Genomic DNA, 16,045 nt, shown 5'->3' with positions numbered 1-16,045 from the left:
AATCCTTGATCGTTATAAGCCCCGTACAAACGGGAACAAGCTGTGGATAACTCTGTTGGTAACTTGTGAGACCCGTTACGGATTACGGACCTTGTCGAGCACTGCCAACGAGCGCGATGCGTACAGCACCAGGCCATAGCTGAGCTTGTCGTAGGTGCGGAAAACCATCAGCAGGCCGGCCTGCTCGTCGGGGATCTTCACCCGCTCGCCCGTGATGCGGTCGCGTACGGTTTCACCGGTCTTCATCACCGCCAGCACATTGCCTTCGGTCAGCCCGTCGCGCCGGCCCTTGTTCAGGGTGACCACGTCCAGCGCGCCGATCTGGGTCACGCCTCGCGGCACGTCCAGGATCAACCCGTGGATGTCCGATTTCGGCGCGCTGGGCATGAAGGTCGAATTGATCGAGCGCTCTTCGCCGCTGAACAGGCGATCACCCAGGCGCACTTCCTGGGTGGTGCGTTGCAGGACCAGGGTGGTGACGTCGCCCTCGGTGGCGACCACCTCGCCGCCGCCGATGTCGTCGGCGTTGATGCCCAGGAATTCCTTGGTCTCGGGGTCGGTGTAGACCTTGCCCTGGCGGAAGATGCCGTACGCCGTCTGGTTCGCATCGAACGAGCCACGGGCGAAGACCCGATCCCCCATGCCACTGAGCACCCGTTCGGCATTGCCGGCGACGACGTAGGGAGCCTTGTTGAAATCCTCAGGCGTGTCGACGATGCGGTTGCTCAGCAGGAAGCTGTTGATGGCTTGCAGCGGAATGCTCGGGATGGCGTCGGCCACTGGCGAACTGCGAATGCGCGGCGACAGCTTGATGGTGCCGCGCGAGGCGCCGCGATTGAGGGTCAGGCGCGGCTGGCCGTTGACGTAGACCAGCGACAGGGTGTCGCCCGGATAGATCAGGTTGGGGTTTTCGATCTGCGGGTTGGCCTGCCACAGCTCCGGCCATTTCCACGGCTCGCGCAGGTACTTGCCGGAAATGTCCCACAGTGTGTCCCCCGTCACCACCGTGTATTGCTGGGGAAAACCTTCCCGAAGTTGCACTTGCCCATGCGCGATACCGGCCGAGGCCAGGAGCAGCAGGGCGAGTAGTGATTTCCTCATGCGGTGAATCCCTTTATTATGTGCGTTCGCGTAAAACGCCAGAGCCCCCGTGGCTCGCTGCTTAAGGAGCTATTCTCCACAAGCGCATCGTTTTACAACGGTAGCCTGCATCCCAAGACACGCCAGGCCAGCCACCCGACTTTACCTCACACGTGCATTTATCAAGCTTATGGCCATTTTGAACATTCTCGAATTTCCGGACCCGCGCCTGCGCACTATCGCCAAACCAGTGGCCGTAGTGGACGACGAAGTGCGTCAGTTGGTCGATGACATGTTTGAAACAATGTATGAAGCGCCAGGCATCGGCCTCGCCGCGACCCAGGTCAACGTGCACAAGCGTATCGTCGTCATGGACCTCTCCGAAGACCGCAGCGAGCCGCGGGTGTTCATCAACCCCGAGTTCGAAACCCTGACCGACGAGATGGACCAATACCAGGAAGGCTGCCTCTCGGTACCGGGCTTCTACGAAAACGTCGACCGCCCACAGAAGGTCAAGATCAAGGCCCTGGACCGTGACGGCCAGCCTTATGAACTGATCGCCGAAGGCTTGCTGGCGGTGTGCATCCAGCACGAGTGTGACCACCTCAACGGCAAGTTGTTCGTGGATTACCTGTCTACCCTCAAGCGTGACCGCATCAAGAAAAAACTGGAAAAACTTCATCGCCAGAATGCTTGATGCCCCCCTTCAAAGGCTTGCCGCGGCAAGCCTTTTTCTTTTTGCGACTGCTTTGTAATTGAGAGCTACCCATGACTGAGCCACTGCGCATCGTCTTTGCCGGCACTCCCGAATTTGCCGCCGAACACCTCAAGGCCCTGCTGGCCAGCCCCCACGACATCGTTGCGGTCTACACCCAGCCGGACCGGCCGGCCGGTCGCGGGCAAAAACTGATGCCCAGCCCGGTCAAGCAGCTGGCCCTGGAGCACGGCATCGAGGTGTTGCAGCCGCCGACCCTGCGCGATGCGCAAGCCCAGGCCGAACTGGCGGCGCTCAAGCCGGACTTGATGGTGGTGGTCGCCTACGGCCTGATCCTGCCCCAAGTGGTGCTGGACATCCCGCGCCTGGGTTGCATCAACAGCCACGCTTCGCTGCTGCCGCGCTGGCGCGGTGCCGCGCCGATCCAGCGCGCCGTGGAAGCGGGCGATGCCGAGAGTGGCGTGACCGTGATGCGCATGGAAGCCGGCCTGGACACCGGGCCGATGCTGCTCAAGGTCAGCACCCCCATCAGCGCCGACGACACCGGTGGCAGCCTGCACGACCGCCTCGCGCTGATCGGCCCGCCAGCGGTGGTCGAGGCGATTGCCGGCCTGGCCGCTGGCACGCTGGAAGGCGAGGTGCAGGACGACAGCCTGGCCACATACGCGCACAAACTGAACAAGGACGAAGCCCGCATCGACTGGAGCCGCCCAGCCGTTGAGCTGGAGCGCCTGGTGCGGGCCTTCAACCCTTGGCCGATCTGCCACAGCACCTTGAACGGCGAAGCCCTGAAAGTGCTGGCGGCGAGTTACGCCGAAGGGAAGGGCGCACCGGGTGAGATCCTCAGTGCCAGCAAGGACGGCCTCGTCGTTGCCTGCGGTGAACAGGCGCTGTGCCTGACGCGCCTGCAACTGCCCGGTGGCAAGGCACTGAATTTCAGCGACCTGTTCAACAGCCGCCGTGAGAAATTTGCCGTCGGCATCGTCCTCGGCCAAGCGGCGGACGCCTCATGAACCCACGTCTGGCCGCCGCCAAGGCACTTGCCGCCGTCCTCAGCGGCAAAGCCTCCCTCAACAGTTCCCTGCCGACCCAACTGGACAAGGTCGAAGACCGTGATCGCGGCTTCACCCAAGACCTGGCGTTCGGCACCGCCCGTTGGCAGCCGCGGCTGTCGGCCCTCGCGGCCAAGCTGTTGCAGAAGCCGTTCAAGGCCGCCGATGCCGACGTCGAGGCGCTGCTGCTGGTGGGGCTCTATCAACTGCTCTACACCCGCGTCCCGGCCCATGCCGCCATCGGCGAAACCGTGGGCTGCGCCGACAAGCTGAAGAAGCCCTGGGCCAAGGCCCTGATCAATGCCGTGTTGCGCCGTGCCCAGCGGGAAAGCGAAACCCTGCTGGCCGAGCTGGAGCACGACCCGGTGGTCCGCACGGCGCACCCGCGCTGGCTGCAAAAATCCCTCAAGGCCTTCTGGCCCGAGCAATGGGAAGCCATCTGCGCCGCCAACAACGCCCACCCGCCGATGATCCTACGGGTCAACCGTCGCCACCATACCCGCGACGCCTACCTGGCGTTGCTGGGCGAGGCGGGCATCCCGGCCATCCCGTGCCAGTACAGCCGCGACGGCATCGTCCTGGAAACCCCCGGCGATGTGCGCGCCTTGCCGGGCTTTGCCGAGGGCTGGATCAGCGTCCAGGACGAAGCCGCCCAACTGGCCGCCGACCTGCTGGAACTGGCGCCCGGCCAACGGGTGCTGGACGCCTGCTGCGCACCGGGTGGCAAGACCTGTCACATCCTCGAGGTCGAGCCGAAGCTGGCTGGCGTGGTGGCGGTGGACCTGGAAGCCAAGCGCCTGGTGCGCGTGAAGGAAAACCTCGAACGCCTGGGCCTGGAGGCCGAGCTGATCGCCGCCGATGGCCGCGACACCGCGACCTGGTGGGACGGCAAGCCGTTCCAGCGCATCCTCCTCGACGCGCCATGCTCGGCCACCGGCGTGATCCGTCGCCATCCGGACATCAAGCTTACTCGCCAGCCGGACGACATTGCCGCGCTGGCCGTGTTGCAGGGCGAACTGCTCGATGCCCTGTGGCCGACCCTGGAAGTGGGCGGCATGCTGCTCTACGCCACCTGCTCGACCTTGCCGACCGAGAACACCGAAGTGATCGAAGCCTTCCTCGCCCGCACCCCAGGCGCCCGGGAGCTGGACCTTGCCAGCCAGGCCGGCCTCAAGCAGCCTCACGGCCGGCAGTTGCTGGCCCAGGAAGGTGGTCACGACGGGTTCTACTACGCCAAGCTGATCAAGATCGCCGCCGCACGCGGTTAAGACCGATTCGATAGGAGTGACTGGATGAAAATCATCATCCTCGGCGCAGGACAAGTCGGCGGTTCGCTGGCGGAACATCTGGCCAGCGAGGCCAACGACATCACTGTGGTCGACACCGACAGTGAACGCCTGCGCGACCTCGGCGACCGTCTCGACATCCGCACCGTGCAAGGTCGCGGCTCGTTGCCGACGGTGCTGCGCCAGGCCGGTGCCGACGATGCCGACATGCTCGTCGCCGTGACCAACAGCGACGAAACCAACATGGTCGCCTGCCAGGTTGCCCACACGTTGTTCCACACCCCGACCAAGATCGCCCGGGTGCGCGAAGCGGCCTACCTGACCCGCGCCGACCTGTTCGACAACGAAGCGATCCCGGTGGATGTGCTGATCAGCCCCGAGCAAGTGGTGACCAACTACATCAAGCGCCTGATCGAACACCCCGGTGCCTTGCAGGTGATCGACTTTGCCGAAGGCAAGGCGCAACTGGTGGCGGTCAAGGCCTACTACGGCGGGCCGCTGGTGGGCCAGCAACTGCGCCAGTTACGCGAGCACATGCCGAATGTGGAAACCCGCGTTGCGGCGATCTTCCGCCGTGACCGGCCGATCCTGCCCCAGGGCGACACAGTGATCGAAGCCGACGACGAAGTCTTCTTCATCGCCGCCAAGGCGAACATTCGCGCTGTCATGAGCGAAATGCGCCGCCTGGACGAGAACTACAAGCGCATCGTCATCGCCGGCGGCGGGCAGATCGGCGAACGCCTGGCCGAAGCCATCGAAAGCCGCTACCAGGTCAAGATCATCGAGATGAACCCGGCGCGCTGCCGCTACCTCTCCGACACCCTCGACAGCACCGTGGTGCTGCAGGGCAGTGCCTCGGACCGCGACCTGTTGCTGGAAGAAAACATCGCCGACGCCGACATCTTCCTGGCCCTGACCAACGATGACGAAGCCAACATCATGTCGTCGCTATTGGCCAAGCGCCTGGGGGCGAAGAAGGTCATGACCATCATCAACAACCCGGCCTACGTCGACCTGATCCAGGGCGGCGACATCGACATCGCCATCAGCCCGCAACTGGCAACCATCGGCACCTTGCTCGCCCACGTACGCCGCGGCGACATCGTCAGCGTCCACTCCCTGCGCCGCGGCGCGGCCGAGGCCATCGAAGCCATTGCCCACGGCGATGCCAAATCCAGCAAAGTGATCGGCAAAGCCATCCGCGACATCGGCCTGCCACCCGGCACCACCATCGGCGCGATCATCCGCGACGAAGAAGTGCTGATCGCCCACGACGACACCATGATCCAGACCGGCGACCACGTGATCCTGTTCCTGGTGGACAAGAAGCACATTCGCGACGTCGAGAAGCTGTTCCATGTGGGGTTGAGTTTCTTCTGACCACCACGGATCGTTCCCACGCTCTGCGTGGGAATGCCTCTACGGACGCTCTGCGTTCGGCTCTTGAGGGGACGCAGAGCGTCCCGGGCTGCATTCCCACGCAGAGCGTGGGAACGATCTTAGTCATGAGGAGTTTTTAAAATGCTCGACTCCCTGGAAAAAATGCTCGCCAAGGGTGTGGATAACTCCCTCCTCCGCTTCGGCCTCGGCAAAGGCTACCTCGACCTAGGCGAGTTCCCCCGCGCCGCCGAACACCTCCAACGCTGCGTCGAATTCGACCCCAAGTACTCAGCCGCCTGGAAACTCCTAGGCAAGGCCCACCAAGGCCAAGGCAACCTACCGGCAGCCCGCCAAGCCTGGCAACAAGGCCTTGAAGCCGCCCGAGGCCACGGCGACAAACAAGCCGAAAAAGAAATGACCGTGTTCCTAAAAAAACTGGACCGCCACCCCTGAACGCCACGCACCTGTGGCGAGGGAGCTTGCTCCCGCTTGAGTGCGCAGCACTCACAAAAAAGCCCACCCCCAATCCACTGCCAATCCGCTAAAAGCCCAGCCGGCGCAAAATCTGTGGGAGCAAAGCTTGCTCGCGATAGCGATAGACCAGCCAAACCAGTTGTCGACTGACTTGCCCCAATCGCGAGCAAGCTTTGCTCCCACAGGGTTTGCGGCTGAACTGACCGACATTCCCCGCTCCCCGGTCCAGTAAAATGAAACAATCTGAACCCAATCCGCTCGTTGTAGTGACGCGCTAGTCAGCATCGAGGCGCAGGTAAACGGCGGCATCGGCCCGCAACGCACCCTCTCGACACTGATCATCAAGACCTGACTGGAGACGTACATGTCCGAAATTACTCAATTGGTTATTGCCTTGGTGTTGTCCTTTCTGCTCGATCGATTCCTCAAACCCTATCTGCTACGCAAGTGGCTAGGCGTGGTGATGGTGGTCGCGGGTGCGGTTGGCTGCGTTTTGGCCGCTCAGACCCGCTTGTTGGGGTTTGATCTGGGGTTGCTGTCGGTTTTTGCCGTGCCGATAGGGATGGGGTTGTTCATGAAGCGGCGGCGGTTTGAGGAGGTTGGTGTAGGGAAGAAAGGGGCTGATTGAACCTGAAAATAAATCTGCCCCCTGACTCCTAGTAAAAGTCGTAATAAAGCGCCCACTCTCCAGTTTCATTGTGCTTCCAGAACATCAGGCTCCCACTGTCGACCACGTTCAGATTGATCTTCGAGTCCGATGAAATCTGGAACACAAACTCGAAGCCTTCACCCGGATCAACACCCGACTGGCAGAACGAAGGGTAACCGCCGATCTTGTGTTCGTAGGTGTGGGTGACCAAGTCGTAATAGCTCTGGATCTTGCCCGCGCGTTCCAGCGTAAGGATTGCTTGCTCAAGGTCCTCCGGAACACCACCGCCATCCCACAATGGAAAGTCCTCCGGCACCGCTTGCGCTGTCAGTGGGAAGGGTTTGAGGAGTGTACCTGCCACCGACAGAGACTTGCGCACCAACACATCATCCGGCCCGTACTCGCGGATAACCCAATTATCCCCCATCGGCTCAAAGTGCTCGGGGAACGGGTTTGAAATGAACACCGTCAGCACACGAACCCCTGCTAGCAGAGGGCTGTTGATGGGCAGGGCGGGTAGGTAAAACTGCGCATAGGGGAGCAACGGTTGCCCCGCCTGATTAGTGGGCACCTCTTCATCCGGTCGGAACAGGAAGACATTGCCCAGCCAGCTTTCTTCATCGGTGCCGGCAGGACGAAAGCCGCCGGCAATGAGCTTCACGGCGGGGCGGGCCAGGCGTTGCTTGATTTCCTGGATTTCCATGGCGATGTAAACCTCCTTTTTACTACAAGTATTAAGACCGCAGATTGGCAGTGTACGAGAGTGGATAGCAGCGCTTCTTTGCCCGAGCTAGACCACATTAGCGTCCTTCACGGATAAGAGATTGGACCTCCTCCCACTTCCTGGGCCAATGACTTTCGAGGGCTCCTAGCGTGCCAGAGTGTCATCGATACGGCTCGGCCAGTGGAAGGAAACGATAGAGCTCGAGGGCAAGGCTGCAAAGCCGGCGGATTCTGATGCAGTTGTAGGCAAAGGCGCGAGGATACGTGGCTTGGAGGTGCGGTGGTCAGGTCCTGGCTTGGCCCACGGAAGGTGGAGAAGCAGGAGCAAGCATCCATTGCGAGTGCTATTGAAGGGGCAAATCTACGGAAAATAAATTTGTCCCCTTATTCGTCCCCTTATCCCCGCTGGGCTGCGCAGCGGCCCCAAACAGTCACACGATCTGACTGATATATTGAAAACTAACTGAGACTATCTTCCTGATAGATATCTACTTTCGGCCAAAAGTAAACGGTTGCTCAAACTGCCCGCAGGCAACCTGCTACGACGTCTCCGGCGAGTTTCGCAAATCGATCCTTTTTTTCAGTCAAGCAGCATTAGTGGCGTTTCGATTGCACGCCTTAGCTGGTAATCTCAGTTTCAATGGGGGCAGACCTTCGCCCTTTTCGCTCGTTGTGCTCTATCGAAAGGGATTTCCGAATGAATGACGTTGCTTGCGCCTATGCCACTTCTGGCTATCCGACTACAACTGCGGGGGCTTCGGAATGAAGCTTTATACGCGGTTCACCAAGCTCGTGTTCAGGTTCGACGAGGAGATTGAAGATTCTGGTATCGGAAAGCACCCGTACCATCTCAACTATGAAAGCGGGGTTTACAGGGAAGATGATCTGGTAAAGATCATTCGAGGCGCGATGCCACATTTCGCCCTTACCCCAGAGGAATACACTCGATTAAAAGACCAAGACGACATCGATGAAATGTACAGACTGGCCTTTTCCAGAATATCTAAGGCAAAAAAGAACAAGAAGGGGGATTATGGCGAGCTGCTGTTATTTCTCTTATTGCGGTCTTTTTATAAAGCCGAGAGACTGGTCACCAAAGTGAAACTAAGGAGTTCGGTTAAAGACCAGATTAAAGGGTTTGATTGCGCTCACTTTACAGTCAATGATGCGGGTGAAGTGCTCCTTTGGCTAGGTGAGGTAAAATTTTATAAGTCTTTTTCTGGCGCATTAGATGATATTGCCGAAGAGATTGTCGCGCATACGAAAGGAGAGTATCTGAAGAATGAGTTTTCGATACTCTGCCCAAATGTTGAGTTCAATAGCAATGTCGACATACCTGAATCAGTGATCGAAATTCTTGATGGAACGGTCACACTTGATGATGTAAAGATAGTGATACCTGCTCTAGTTACCTATGAGACTACGGTTCTAAAGGCATATACCTGTATTGATCAGAGCTTCAAAGAAAATATAAAGAAGCAATTCGCGAAAAAATACGAACTTATAAACTCTCGAAATATTACTATCCCATCCAATGTTGAAGTCTTCTTTTTGTTGCTCCCGTTGTCGGATGTAGACTCAATAAAATCAAAGTTGGAACAAATTGAGGCCGTCTACCAATGAGTATGTTGCTAAGGATCGCGCAGAACGCCTACGAAAGGCTGAAAATAGACGAGGAGGCGATAACCCTTGCCGACGATACTTTTGAGTTCGCGAGGCATATACGAGACATATACAAGGTTCTTCAGTCAGAGCGCTTCTATACCTTTGGCGTACAAAAACTTTGTTTCGCTTGCGAAGCCGCGACGAGCGATCCAATGATTGTTGCTCTTTTAGAACAGTGCATAAACTCATCGCGCATATTCCTTTACGAAGAGATGCTGCGAAAACGCTTGCAATACCCGCCCTCAATTGAGGGCTTTTTAGAAATAGCCCAAAAGGCATTTTATTCGCTAGAAAGCGATGTCATTTTAACAAAAGAGCAAAAGGACTTGTACGACCTTTTCATGAAGAAGAGGCGGCTAATCATAAGTGCGCCAACATCTTTTGGAAAGTCTAGAATTGTTAGGGAAATCATCTCCCATAGCTCATACGAGTGTGTGGCAGTAGTTGTACCCACCAACGCACTTTTGAACGAAACATACCAGGCCTTCAAAGCGGACGTTGGGCTTTCAAAATACTCGTTGGTATTCTCCACGCATACTGAACCTCCTGAAGGGAAGGCTATTTATATATTTACTCCTGAAAAATTTGACTTATATACAGATGAGTATGGAATTGAGTTCGATTTTTTTGTCTTCGATGAGGTCTACAAGGTAGGAAATTATGACGGGCGCTCGTCCGTTTTTTCAAGTTGTTTATACAAGGCGTACAAGCGCAGATGTGACTATTATTTGATTGGTCCCTATTTCAAAAGCTTTAGCAGGCGCTATCTAGAGCGAACATCGGGACACTTCGAAAGATTCCAGACAGACATCGTCCAAAAAGAAATAATAAATTATTTCGATGGGCAATCACCCAATTATCGAAAAATATCATTACCCGCCAGAGTCAATAAAGACGCGAGACTTAAACAAGTTCTTCAAAAAATCACAGGACCCACTATTGTGTACGCTGGTCGAAAGGATACAGCGGAGACACGCGCGAAGTTAATTTGCGAAATGCAAACTAGTTCATCGTCACGTACAAGAGAATCTGTATGTGAGCTGATTGACTATATTAAAAAAACAATATCTACGGAGTGGCGATTAATCGACTTCCTCCGCTCAGGAGTTGCGTTTCACCATGCAGGAATCCCGAAATATATACAGTCCGAAATAGTAGATTTGTTTAATGCTGGCGAATTGGATGTAATTGTTTGCACTCCGACACTAACTGAAGGGGTAAACACGACTGCTAAAAATGTAGTGTTTTTTGACACCACAAAGGCTGATCAAGATCTGACGGGCTTCGAGATCAAGAATGTAGTAGGTCGGTCGGGTAGATTTGGTCAGCATTTTGTCGGGCGTGCGATATTCCTAGAGCCGCACGCTGAGCAGGATGATATTGCCGAGATACCCTTTCCTATATTCGATTCGGAAAATCTGAGGGCAGAGGATAATATTCAAATTTCGTTAGATGATCTTAATGAAGCGGGTCGTGCCCAGAGAGATCAAATCACTGGCCTGGCTCGGTCGTTGAGTATTCCATTGGAGATTCTAAAAAAGAACAAGTATGTGCCGTTTGATAACCAAATTCGACTAATAAAGCACCTTAGGGAAAATCCCTCGATAAGACACAGCTTGTTGGGTGCTCATAACCCACCAAAGAAGGATCAAGTAGACTCAATAATTTATCTAGCTCATGACTTTCTATATTCAGATTCAGATAAACGACAGAGCTGGACTGCAGGGAATATTTCTCGGTTCGTCAAGTACCACATCTATTACAGCCCATCAATAAAGCAAATGATACAAGAGCACAACGCAGTAAAGGAAGATACAAAAATTAGGAATGTGCTTGATCTGATTTACACTTATTTTGAATATTCACTTCCCAAATATATAACTGCGTTAGAAACGATATTTAATTTTGTTTACTCGGAGAAGGTTTCCTTTTCGCTATTCGTCACCAAGCTTCAGTATGGAAGTACTGAGCCGCAAGATATACTTTTGGCAGATGCTGGCCTACCGCGATCTATCATAGCGCAGGTATCGAAAAGCTTAGAAGGAGCCGTCACTATAGAGTCGATAAAGGATCGTCTTAACCGTAACCCTGCGATTTTAAGCAAGCTAAGTGGGATTGAGATAAGGATGCTCAAGAAGCGGATTTAAATGTTAGCCATTCGCTTTCGTAGGAATCAGAGCGACAATACCAGGCAGATCGGTTCCAGATCTGCCGGTGCGGATGATTGAGAGCTATAGGATGGTTTTTCTAGCTAGGAGCATATGTGCGGTGCAGACGAATTTCTACGCACTCCATTCCCGAGCAACTCTAAAAATCAGAGCGCAATGTTGATGTTTGCAATTATTTCGATGAGTTTTCACCTTTTGCTTCAGGTGGTTTTAAGGATAAACGAACCCCAATGAATATTAATATGATGATCGTTTGTGACACCTGTGGGGCTGAGACTCATTGTCGTATAGGTATGTCCAACAGAAGATTTCAGCCTCTATCTTTTCTTTGTGAGGGATGTGGGGTAGCTATTGAGATAGATATTAAAGATATGGGCGGAAGTGTCCTACGCAACGCCAAAGAAATACCGTTCGAAAGAGATTCTATAGAAAAAAACAATCGATTTTTTATTGATTTACATTTGGATTTTCCAATCTGGAGCCAAACCTATGTGATGGGTAGAACTCCATATTTGGTAGCGTCCGGAATGGTCGACAAAGACAAAATTCTTATCAATGGAATCCCAGCTGTAGAAATATTTCGGATCAGACTCGATTTTTTGAATCACTTCGGCGAAAGATTTAATGAAGTTAAGCAGCTACTTAAATTATATTCTCGAAGCAACAAGGAGCTTTTTAGAAGGAAAGCGGTAGAGTTTTTGAAGGAGGAACATACCAATTCTCTAGCGCCGCAGGATATTAATGCTTTACTTTATACGGTACTTTCAAGGGTTACACTGGCTTTTCTTGAAGAGGAAACTGTCCGAGAAGTCTCCTGTCGTTACCCTGAAATAATAATTTACCTCGCGCAAAATCAGCGAGAGAAGCTGGATGAGTTTTATAATTATATAAAAGAGACGGGGTTCCTCAATGGTCTACAGCGGGACTGTCTAAATCTTTATGGGCGTATTTTCGAGCTAGAACTCTATTTGCGGCCAGCCATATTTCTTGATTTTTGTTCGGGTCAGGAAAGCAAAAAAAGCTCCGCGAAAATTTCAAAGCTAGGATTTGATACCTGCAAAGATATGTATAAGGATCTATCGGAAGTTGTAGGGAGGCAACTAGCTCTTGTGGCTGGAATAAACAATTTAATCCATCGCGGGGACCATAATGCTTTCTTGCCAAGCAAAGATGGCCCGGCGCTTTCCAGTCTCGACAAATTTGCAAATAAGGTGCTCTCTGAAAAACTGAAATACCTAGATGACTGCTGGTATAAGCTTGATGATGGACTATTGGATACAGATATTAGAAACTCAATTGCCCACCATACCTTTGAGTTTAATGATTCAACGCAGATGATCACTTGCTATCCTAGTAAAGAAGGGCTCCGCCAAGAAAATAAGATCGAAATAAATTTCTTAACTTTTATGCGCATGATATTAATTCAGTTTCGTGAGATGCATTACTTGCATCATCTTATTAAAGCTCTTTATTACTATGAGTATCTTATTATTAATAGGTGACGACCGCGGCTCGATTCGTGAGGGCTAAGAATAGCAGTCGACGATTAGTTGAAATGAATGCTCACGCGATACTGTGAACTCGGTTGTGTGAGTGTTGGCTTTTGGCTGTTTTCAGCTAATAGCTAGATATGACAGTGATGGGATGCGCGAAAAAAATTGAGGGTGTTTCGAGATTATTCGTCCACTTCTACGGATAGAAGCACCAAAACCCGACGCAAAACGTCGGGTTTTTTTCATTGGGGAAAAATCCTACTGCCGCGGCTCCACGTTATCCAACACCCGATTTGCCAACAACGAACTCAGCTCAATCAACTGCTGAATCCCCTGCGCCACATGACGCCTCGATCCCTCCAGATCAAACGCCAAATCACTCACCATCGCATCAGCCGAAGCCAACGTCTCAGTGAGGTTGGCAAGCAAACATTCGTTATCGAGGCCTTTCACGACGGCGTACAGCTGCCCCGGTTTGGGGTCGTCTTTGGATTTATCCGGTTTCGGTAGCAAGTAGTGATCGAGCACCCGTTTGGTGGTTTCGTCTTGCTGCTTGGCTTTGGATTTTGCGGAGGTAGAGCTGGAATCTGCTTCTGGCGGATTCGGAGTTATTTTGAACATAGGTATGTCTTCTCAGTTAGGCCGCAACCATTTCGCTACTAAACGATAGGGTGGCGGCTGTGCGCAGGTTAGTAGACCGGTGACATACCTAAAACCGGCGCGCCCGAGGGCGCCATGCGCACAGCCACCATCGAGTGCAGGCGAATGCCTAACTGATGAGACTCATGCAACCGGATGTCATCTGGGCTACTAAACCCGACCACTGATGGGCAGTGGCAGGAAGACAATAAAACCGAGGGACAAGGCGCACAAGCGGGCGGATTCTGGCGTAGTTGTAGGCAAAGGCGCAAGGATGCGTAGCTAGATGGGCGTTGTAGGCGGGGGCTGTAGGAGAGGAGTGTTTTGGCGATGCAGGTGGGTTGTTTTGCTCAATTCAGCGATACGAAATGATTTGAATCCGATCCGCCCGTTGCAGAGAATTGCCACCTTTACCCCAAAAGGATACGGGCGATGAAGTTCGAAGGGACTTTCCAATACATGGGCAATCACGGGATCGTCTTCAACGTCTCGCAGATCACCCTCACCGACAGCGAACGCGGACGCTTGCGCGAGCTGCATTTTGGCGAAGCGAAAAGCGCCCACTATGAGGTCAACAGCAAGGTCGTCGAGGTATACGACAAGATGCAGGCCAAGGGCCTGCCTTGCGTGATGATGATCGGGATCTCCAAGCCGCTCACCCGGCAACAGGGCGACGCCCTCAACGCCCAGCGCACCACGATCGCCAATCTTGCAACCACGGCCTCGACTACCGCCGCCAAGGCCGTGGCCCCCTATTACGTGGCGGCGTCTGTAGGGGCCGGTGTGCGCATGTATGCCAATGAAATCCTGCCCACCTACCATGCGGGCGACGTACTGGTCAGCATCGAGGCGCAGGTCAACGGCGGTATCGGCCCGCAACGCACCCTCTCGACATTGATCATCAAGACCTGACCGGAGACGTACATGTCCGAAATTACTCAACTGGTCATTGCCTTGGTGGTGTCCTTTCTGCTTGATCGATTCCTCAAGCCGTATCTGCTACGCAAGTGGCTAGGTGTGGCGTTGGTGGTGGCGGGTGCGGTTGGCTGCTTTGTGGCAGGTCAGAACCGCTTGTTGGGGTTTGATCTGGGGTTGCTGTCGGCTTTTGCCGTTGCGATAGGGATGGGGTTGTTCATGAAGCGGCGGCGGTTTGAGGAGGTTGATGAAAGGAAGAAAAGGGCAGATTGAATCTGAAAATTAATCCGGCCCCTTATTCATTACTTCTTCAACAGAATCGACCCAAAGCAGCCGTTCGACCTGCGTAACAGCGTACTGATAGAGTTGAATCTACCCACTGATGGTAATTGGTTGACCGGATTGTTTTTGGAGCTTGATGATGGGGTTCTCCACAACGCTGTGGGAGTGGTACGGCCAAGATGAATACAAACGAGTTATCGCGGTGTGCGAGGCAATCCCGGCTCTTGAGTTCCTGGCACTGACCTCGGACATGCAGCAGAGAACCATCCCGGATTGCCCAGCATGTGAAGCCTGGTCAGGGATGATCCTTCCGTTGAGCGAGGTTCTTTCAATCTGTGGCAGCGCGCTACCGGAGGAAATCAAGACACGGCTGCAAGACATTTGGGAGCGATGCAATAGCCTTACTGAGGCTGCATTTCACTGTCATGATCGGCTGATATTTGATCATGACGAGTGGCGACCGATCAGGGCGGCCGCCGCAGAGCTGCTGGATCTAATGGACTCGCAGGAAATCAATCCATTCCTGGATGACTTGCTATTGGATTGCATAAACGTTACTCGCGGAATAAAGCGTTGAGCATTTCTGCAATTCTATGATGGTGTATTGAACATACTCAGCCGCGTGCCCTAGAGACTTACCGCTTTTGGCCGTTTGTGGCCTATCGCTAGGAAGGACGATGACGGGGATATTCGTGAAAAGATCTCGAGGACACTTAAGGATTATTCGCCCGTTTCTCAGGCGTCAGACCCTTGGAGGAAGCTCCTTCGCTACCAGGAGGTCCAACACGTGACCGATTCCAACGTCATAATTTTCGATATGGACGGTACTGTCCTCGATTCGGCTCCCGGAATCCTTGAGAGTTTGACGTATGCCATCCGTCAACTGGGCCATGATTTTATTCCCGGCGCTGAGACGCAGAAGCTATTTGGCCCCCCGATGAACCAAATCGTCGCAAAACTCCTGGCGCCTTTTGCAGACGATCGAGTCGACGAGTGCGTCCACTTGTACCGCTCCCACTACAGGGAGCATGGGCTCTACAAAAGCCTTCCATACGCAGGCATAAGCAATGCGCTCCGTTATTTTTCGGACCGTAATTACTCGCTCTTTATTGCGACTTCGAAACGACAAGAGTTTGCTGAAAAAATGCTTACCTACAACGGATTGTTCGATGCTTTCCAGTCGACCTGCGGTACTTCGCCTGACGGTAAACTGGATGACAAGGCTGATCTGGTAAAGACGCTGCTGGCATCCCTTGCGAAGCCGCCATCCAGCGTGTTCATGATTGGCGATAAACGTGATGACATGCAGGCAGCGCAGCGAAATGCAGTAATCCCGGTGGGCGCACTGTGGGGCTATGGTGCCGTCGACGAGTTGAAAAACAGTGGGGCCCTGGCCTTGGCCGATACACCCTGGGCGTTACCCTCCATAGTTGACGGTCTGCTGCCGGCAGCTGGATATTCGGCTCGACACTAACCCCTGTGGCGAGGGAGCTTGCTCCCGCTGGCCTGCGCAGCAGGCCCCTG

At 54.0% G+C, this 16,045-nt stretch carries 16 protein-coding genes; 13 read left to right on the top strand and 3 right to left on the bottom strand.

The window, feature by feature from the left end; genetic code table 11:
• Positions 1-75 precede the first annotated feature (75 nt).
• The gene (locus AB4Z20_RS00445) at positions 76-1,101 is read right to left on the bottom strand and encodes a LysM peptidoglycan-binding domain-containing protein (RefSeq protein ID WP_442089117.1); all 1,026 of its coding nucleotides are present in this window, start codon (positions 1,099-1,101) and stop codon (positions 76-78) included.
• Between the two features lie 169 nt (positions 1,102-1,270).
• On the opposite strand from AB4Z20_RS00445, the gene def reads away from it, so the two are divergent.
• From def to AB4Z20_RS00415, 6 genes are all read left to right on the top strand, one after another.
• On the top strand, positions 1,271-1,777 hold the full coding sequence (gene def / locus AB4Z20_RS00440; RefSeq protein ID WP_003196300.1) for a peptide deformylase: 507 nt from the start codon (positions 1,271-1,273) through the stop codon (positions 1,775-1,777).
• A 71-nt stretch (positions 1,778-1,848) separates the two neighbouring features.
• Positions 1,849-2,808, top strand: coding sequence for a methionyl-tRNA formyltransferase (fmt, locus tag AB4Z20_RS00435; RefSeq protein WP_442089116.1), 960 nt, complete (start codon positions 1,849-1,851; stop codon positions 2,806-2,808).
• Positions 2,805-4,115: a 16S rRNA (cytosine(967)-C(5))-methyltransferase RsmB gene (gene rsmB / locus AB4Z20_RS00430; protein WP_442089115.1), complete on the top strand. Its 1,311-nt coding sequence runs from the start codon at positions 2,805-2,807 to the stop codon at positions 4,113-4,115. The genes fmt and rsmB overlap by 4 nt, the downstream gene beginning before the upstream one ends.
• 24 nt (positions 4,116-4,139) lie before the next feature.
• Complete coding sequence (trkA, locus tag AB4Z20_RS00425; RefSeq protein ID WP_442089114.1) at positions 4,140-5,513, top strand: Trk system potassium transporter TrkA; 1,374 nt, start codon at positions 4,140-4,142, stop codon at positions 5,511-5,513.
• Between the two features lie 141 nt (positions 5,514-5,654).
• Positions 5,655-5,966, top strand: a complete 312-nt coding sequence (locus AB4Z20_RS00420) for a tetratricopeptide repeat protein (RefSeq protein WP_442089113.1) — start codon at positions 5,655-5,657, stop codon at positions 5,964-5,966.
• 385 nt (positions 5,967-6,351) lie between these two features.
• Positions 6,352-6,615: a hypothetical protein gene (locus AB4Z20_RS00415; protein ID WP_442089112.1), complete on the top strand. Its 264-nt coding sequence runs from the start codon at positions 6,352-6,354 to the stop codon at positions 6,613-6,615.
• 28 nt (positions 6,616-6,643) lie between these two features.
• Here AB4Z20_RS00415 and AB4Z20_RS00410 read toward each other — a convergent pair whose 3' ends face one another.
• Positions 6,644-7,339, bottom strand: a complete 696-nt coding sequence (locus tag AB4Z20_RS00410) for a DUF1963 domain-containing protein (RefSeq protein ID WP_442089111.1) — start codon at positions 7,337-7,339, stop codon at positions 6,644-6,646.
• Between the two features lie 782 nt (positions 7,340-8,121).
• On the opposite strand from AB4Z20_RS00410, the gene AB4Z20_RS00405 reads away from it, so the two are divergent.
• The 3 genes from AB4Z20_RS00405 (at position 8,122) to AB4Z20_RS00395 (ending at position 12,694) form a co-directional block, all read left to right on the top strand.
• On the top strand, positions 8,122-8,982 hold the full coding sequence (locus AB4Z20_RS00405; RefSeq protein ID WP_442089110.1) for a HamA C-terminal domain-containing protein: 861 nt from the start codon (positions 8,122-8,124) through the stop codon (positions 8,980-8,982).
• Entirely contained in the window at positions 8,979-11,171 is a 2,193-nt protein-coding gene (locus tag AB4Z20_RS00400) for a helicase-related protein (RefSeq protein WP_442089109.1), read from the top strand. Before AB4Z20_RS00405 ends, AB4Z20_RS00400 begins: the two co-directional genes overlap by 4 nt.
• Positions 11,172-11,422: 251 nt before the next feature.
• Entirely contained in the window at positions 11,423-12,694 is a 1,272-nt protein-coding gene (locus AB4Z20_RS00395; RefSeq protein ID WP_442089108.1) for a hypothetical protein, read from the top strand.
• 249 nt (positions 12,695-12,943) lie between these two features.
• Here AB4Z20_RS00395 and AB4Z20_RS00390 read toward each other — a convergent pair whose 3' ends face one another.
• Positions 12,944-13,306, bottom strand: a complete 363-nt coding sequence (locus tag AB4Z20_RS00390) for a DUF6124 family protein (RefSeq protein ID WP_053184871.1) — start codon at positions 13,304-13,306, stop codon at positions 12,944-12,946.
• 450 nt (positions 13,307-13,756) lie between these two features.
• Here AB4Z20_RS00390 and AB4Z20_RS00385 point away from each other — a divergent pair, with 450 nt between their 5' ends.
• The 4 genes from AB4Z20_RS00385 to AB4Z20_RS00370 all read left to right on the top strand — a co-directional run bounded on the left by AB4Z20_RS00385 (position 13,757) and on the right by AB4Z20_RS00370 (position 15,995).
• A complete protein-coding gene (locus AB4Z20_RS00385) occupies positions 13,757-14,236 on the top strand; it encodes a hypothetical protein (RefSeq protein ID WP_442089107.1) in 480 nt (159 codons plus the stop codon).
• 12 nt (positions 14,237-14,248) lie between these two features.
• Complete coding sequence (locus tag AB4Z20_RS00380; protein ID WP_320389705.1) at positions 14,249-14,512, top strand: hypothetical protein; 264 nt, start codon at positions 14,249-14,251, stop codon at positions 14,510-14,512.
• Between the two features lie 148 nt (positions 14,513-14,660).
• Positions 14,661-15,098, top strand: coding sequence for a hypothetical protein (locus AB4Z20_RS00375; RefSeq protein WP_320389706.1), 438 nt, complete (start codon positions 14,661-14,663; stop codon positions 15,096-15,098).
• A gap of 210 nt (positions 15,099-15,308) precedes the next feature.
• On the top strand, positions 15,309-15,995 hold the full coding sequence (locus tag AB4Z20_RS00370) for an HAD hydrolase-like protein (protein WP_442089106.1): 687 nt from the start codon (positions 15,309-15,311) through the stop codon (positions 15,993-15,995).
• Positions 15,996-16,045: the final 50 nt, after the last annotated feature.

It is taken from the genome of Pseudomonas sp. KB_12, from assembly GCF_052114545.1.
Taxonomy (GTDB): Bacteria; Pseudomonadota; Gammaproteobacteria; order Pseudomonadales; family Pseudomonadaceae; genus Aquipseudomonas; species Aquipseudomonas brassicacearum.
Note: the sequence above shows the minus strand (reverse complement) of the source record. Positions and strands in the feature narration are given on the sequence as shown.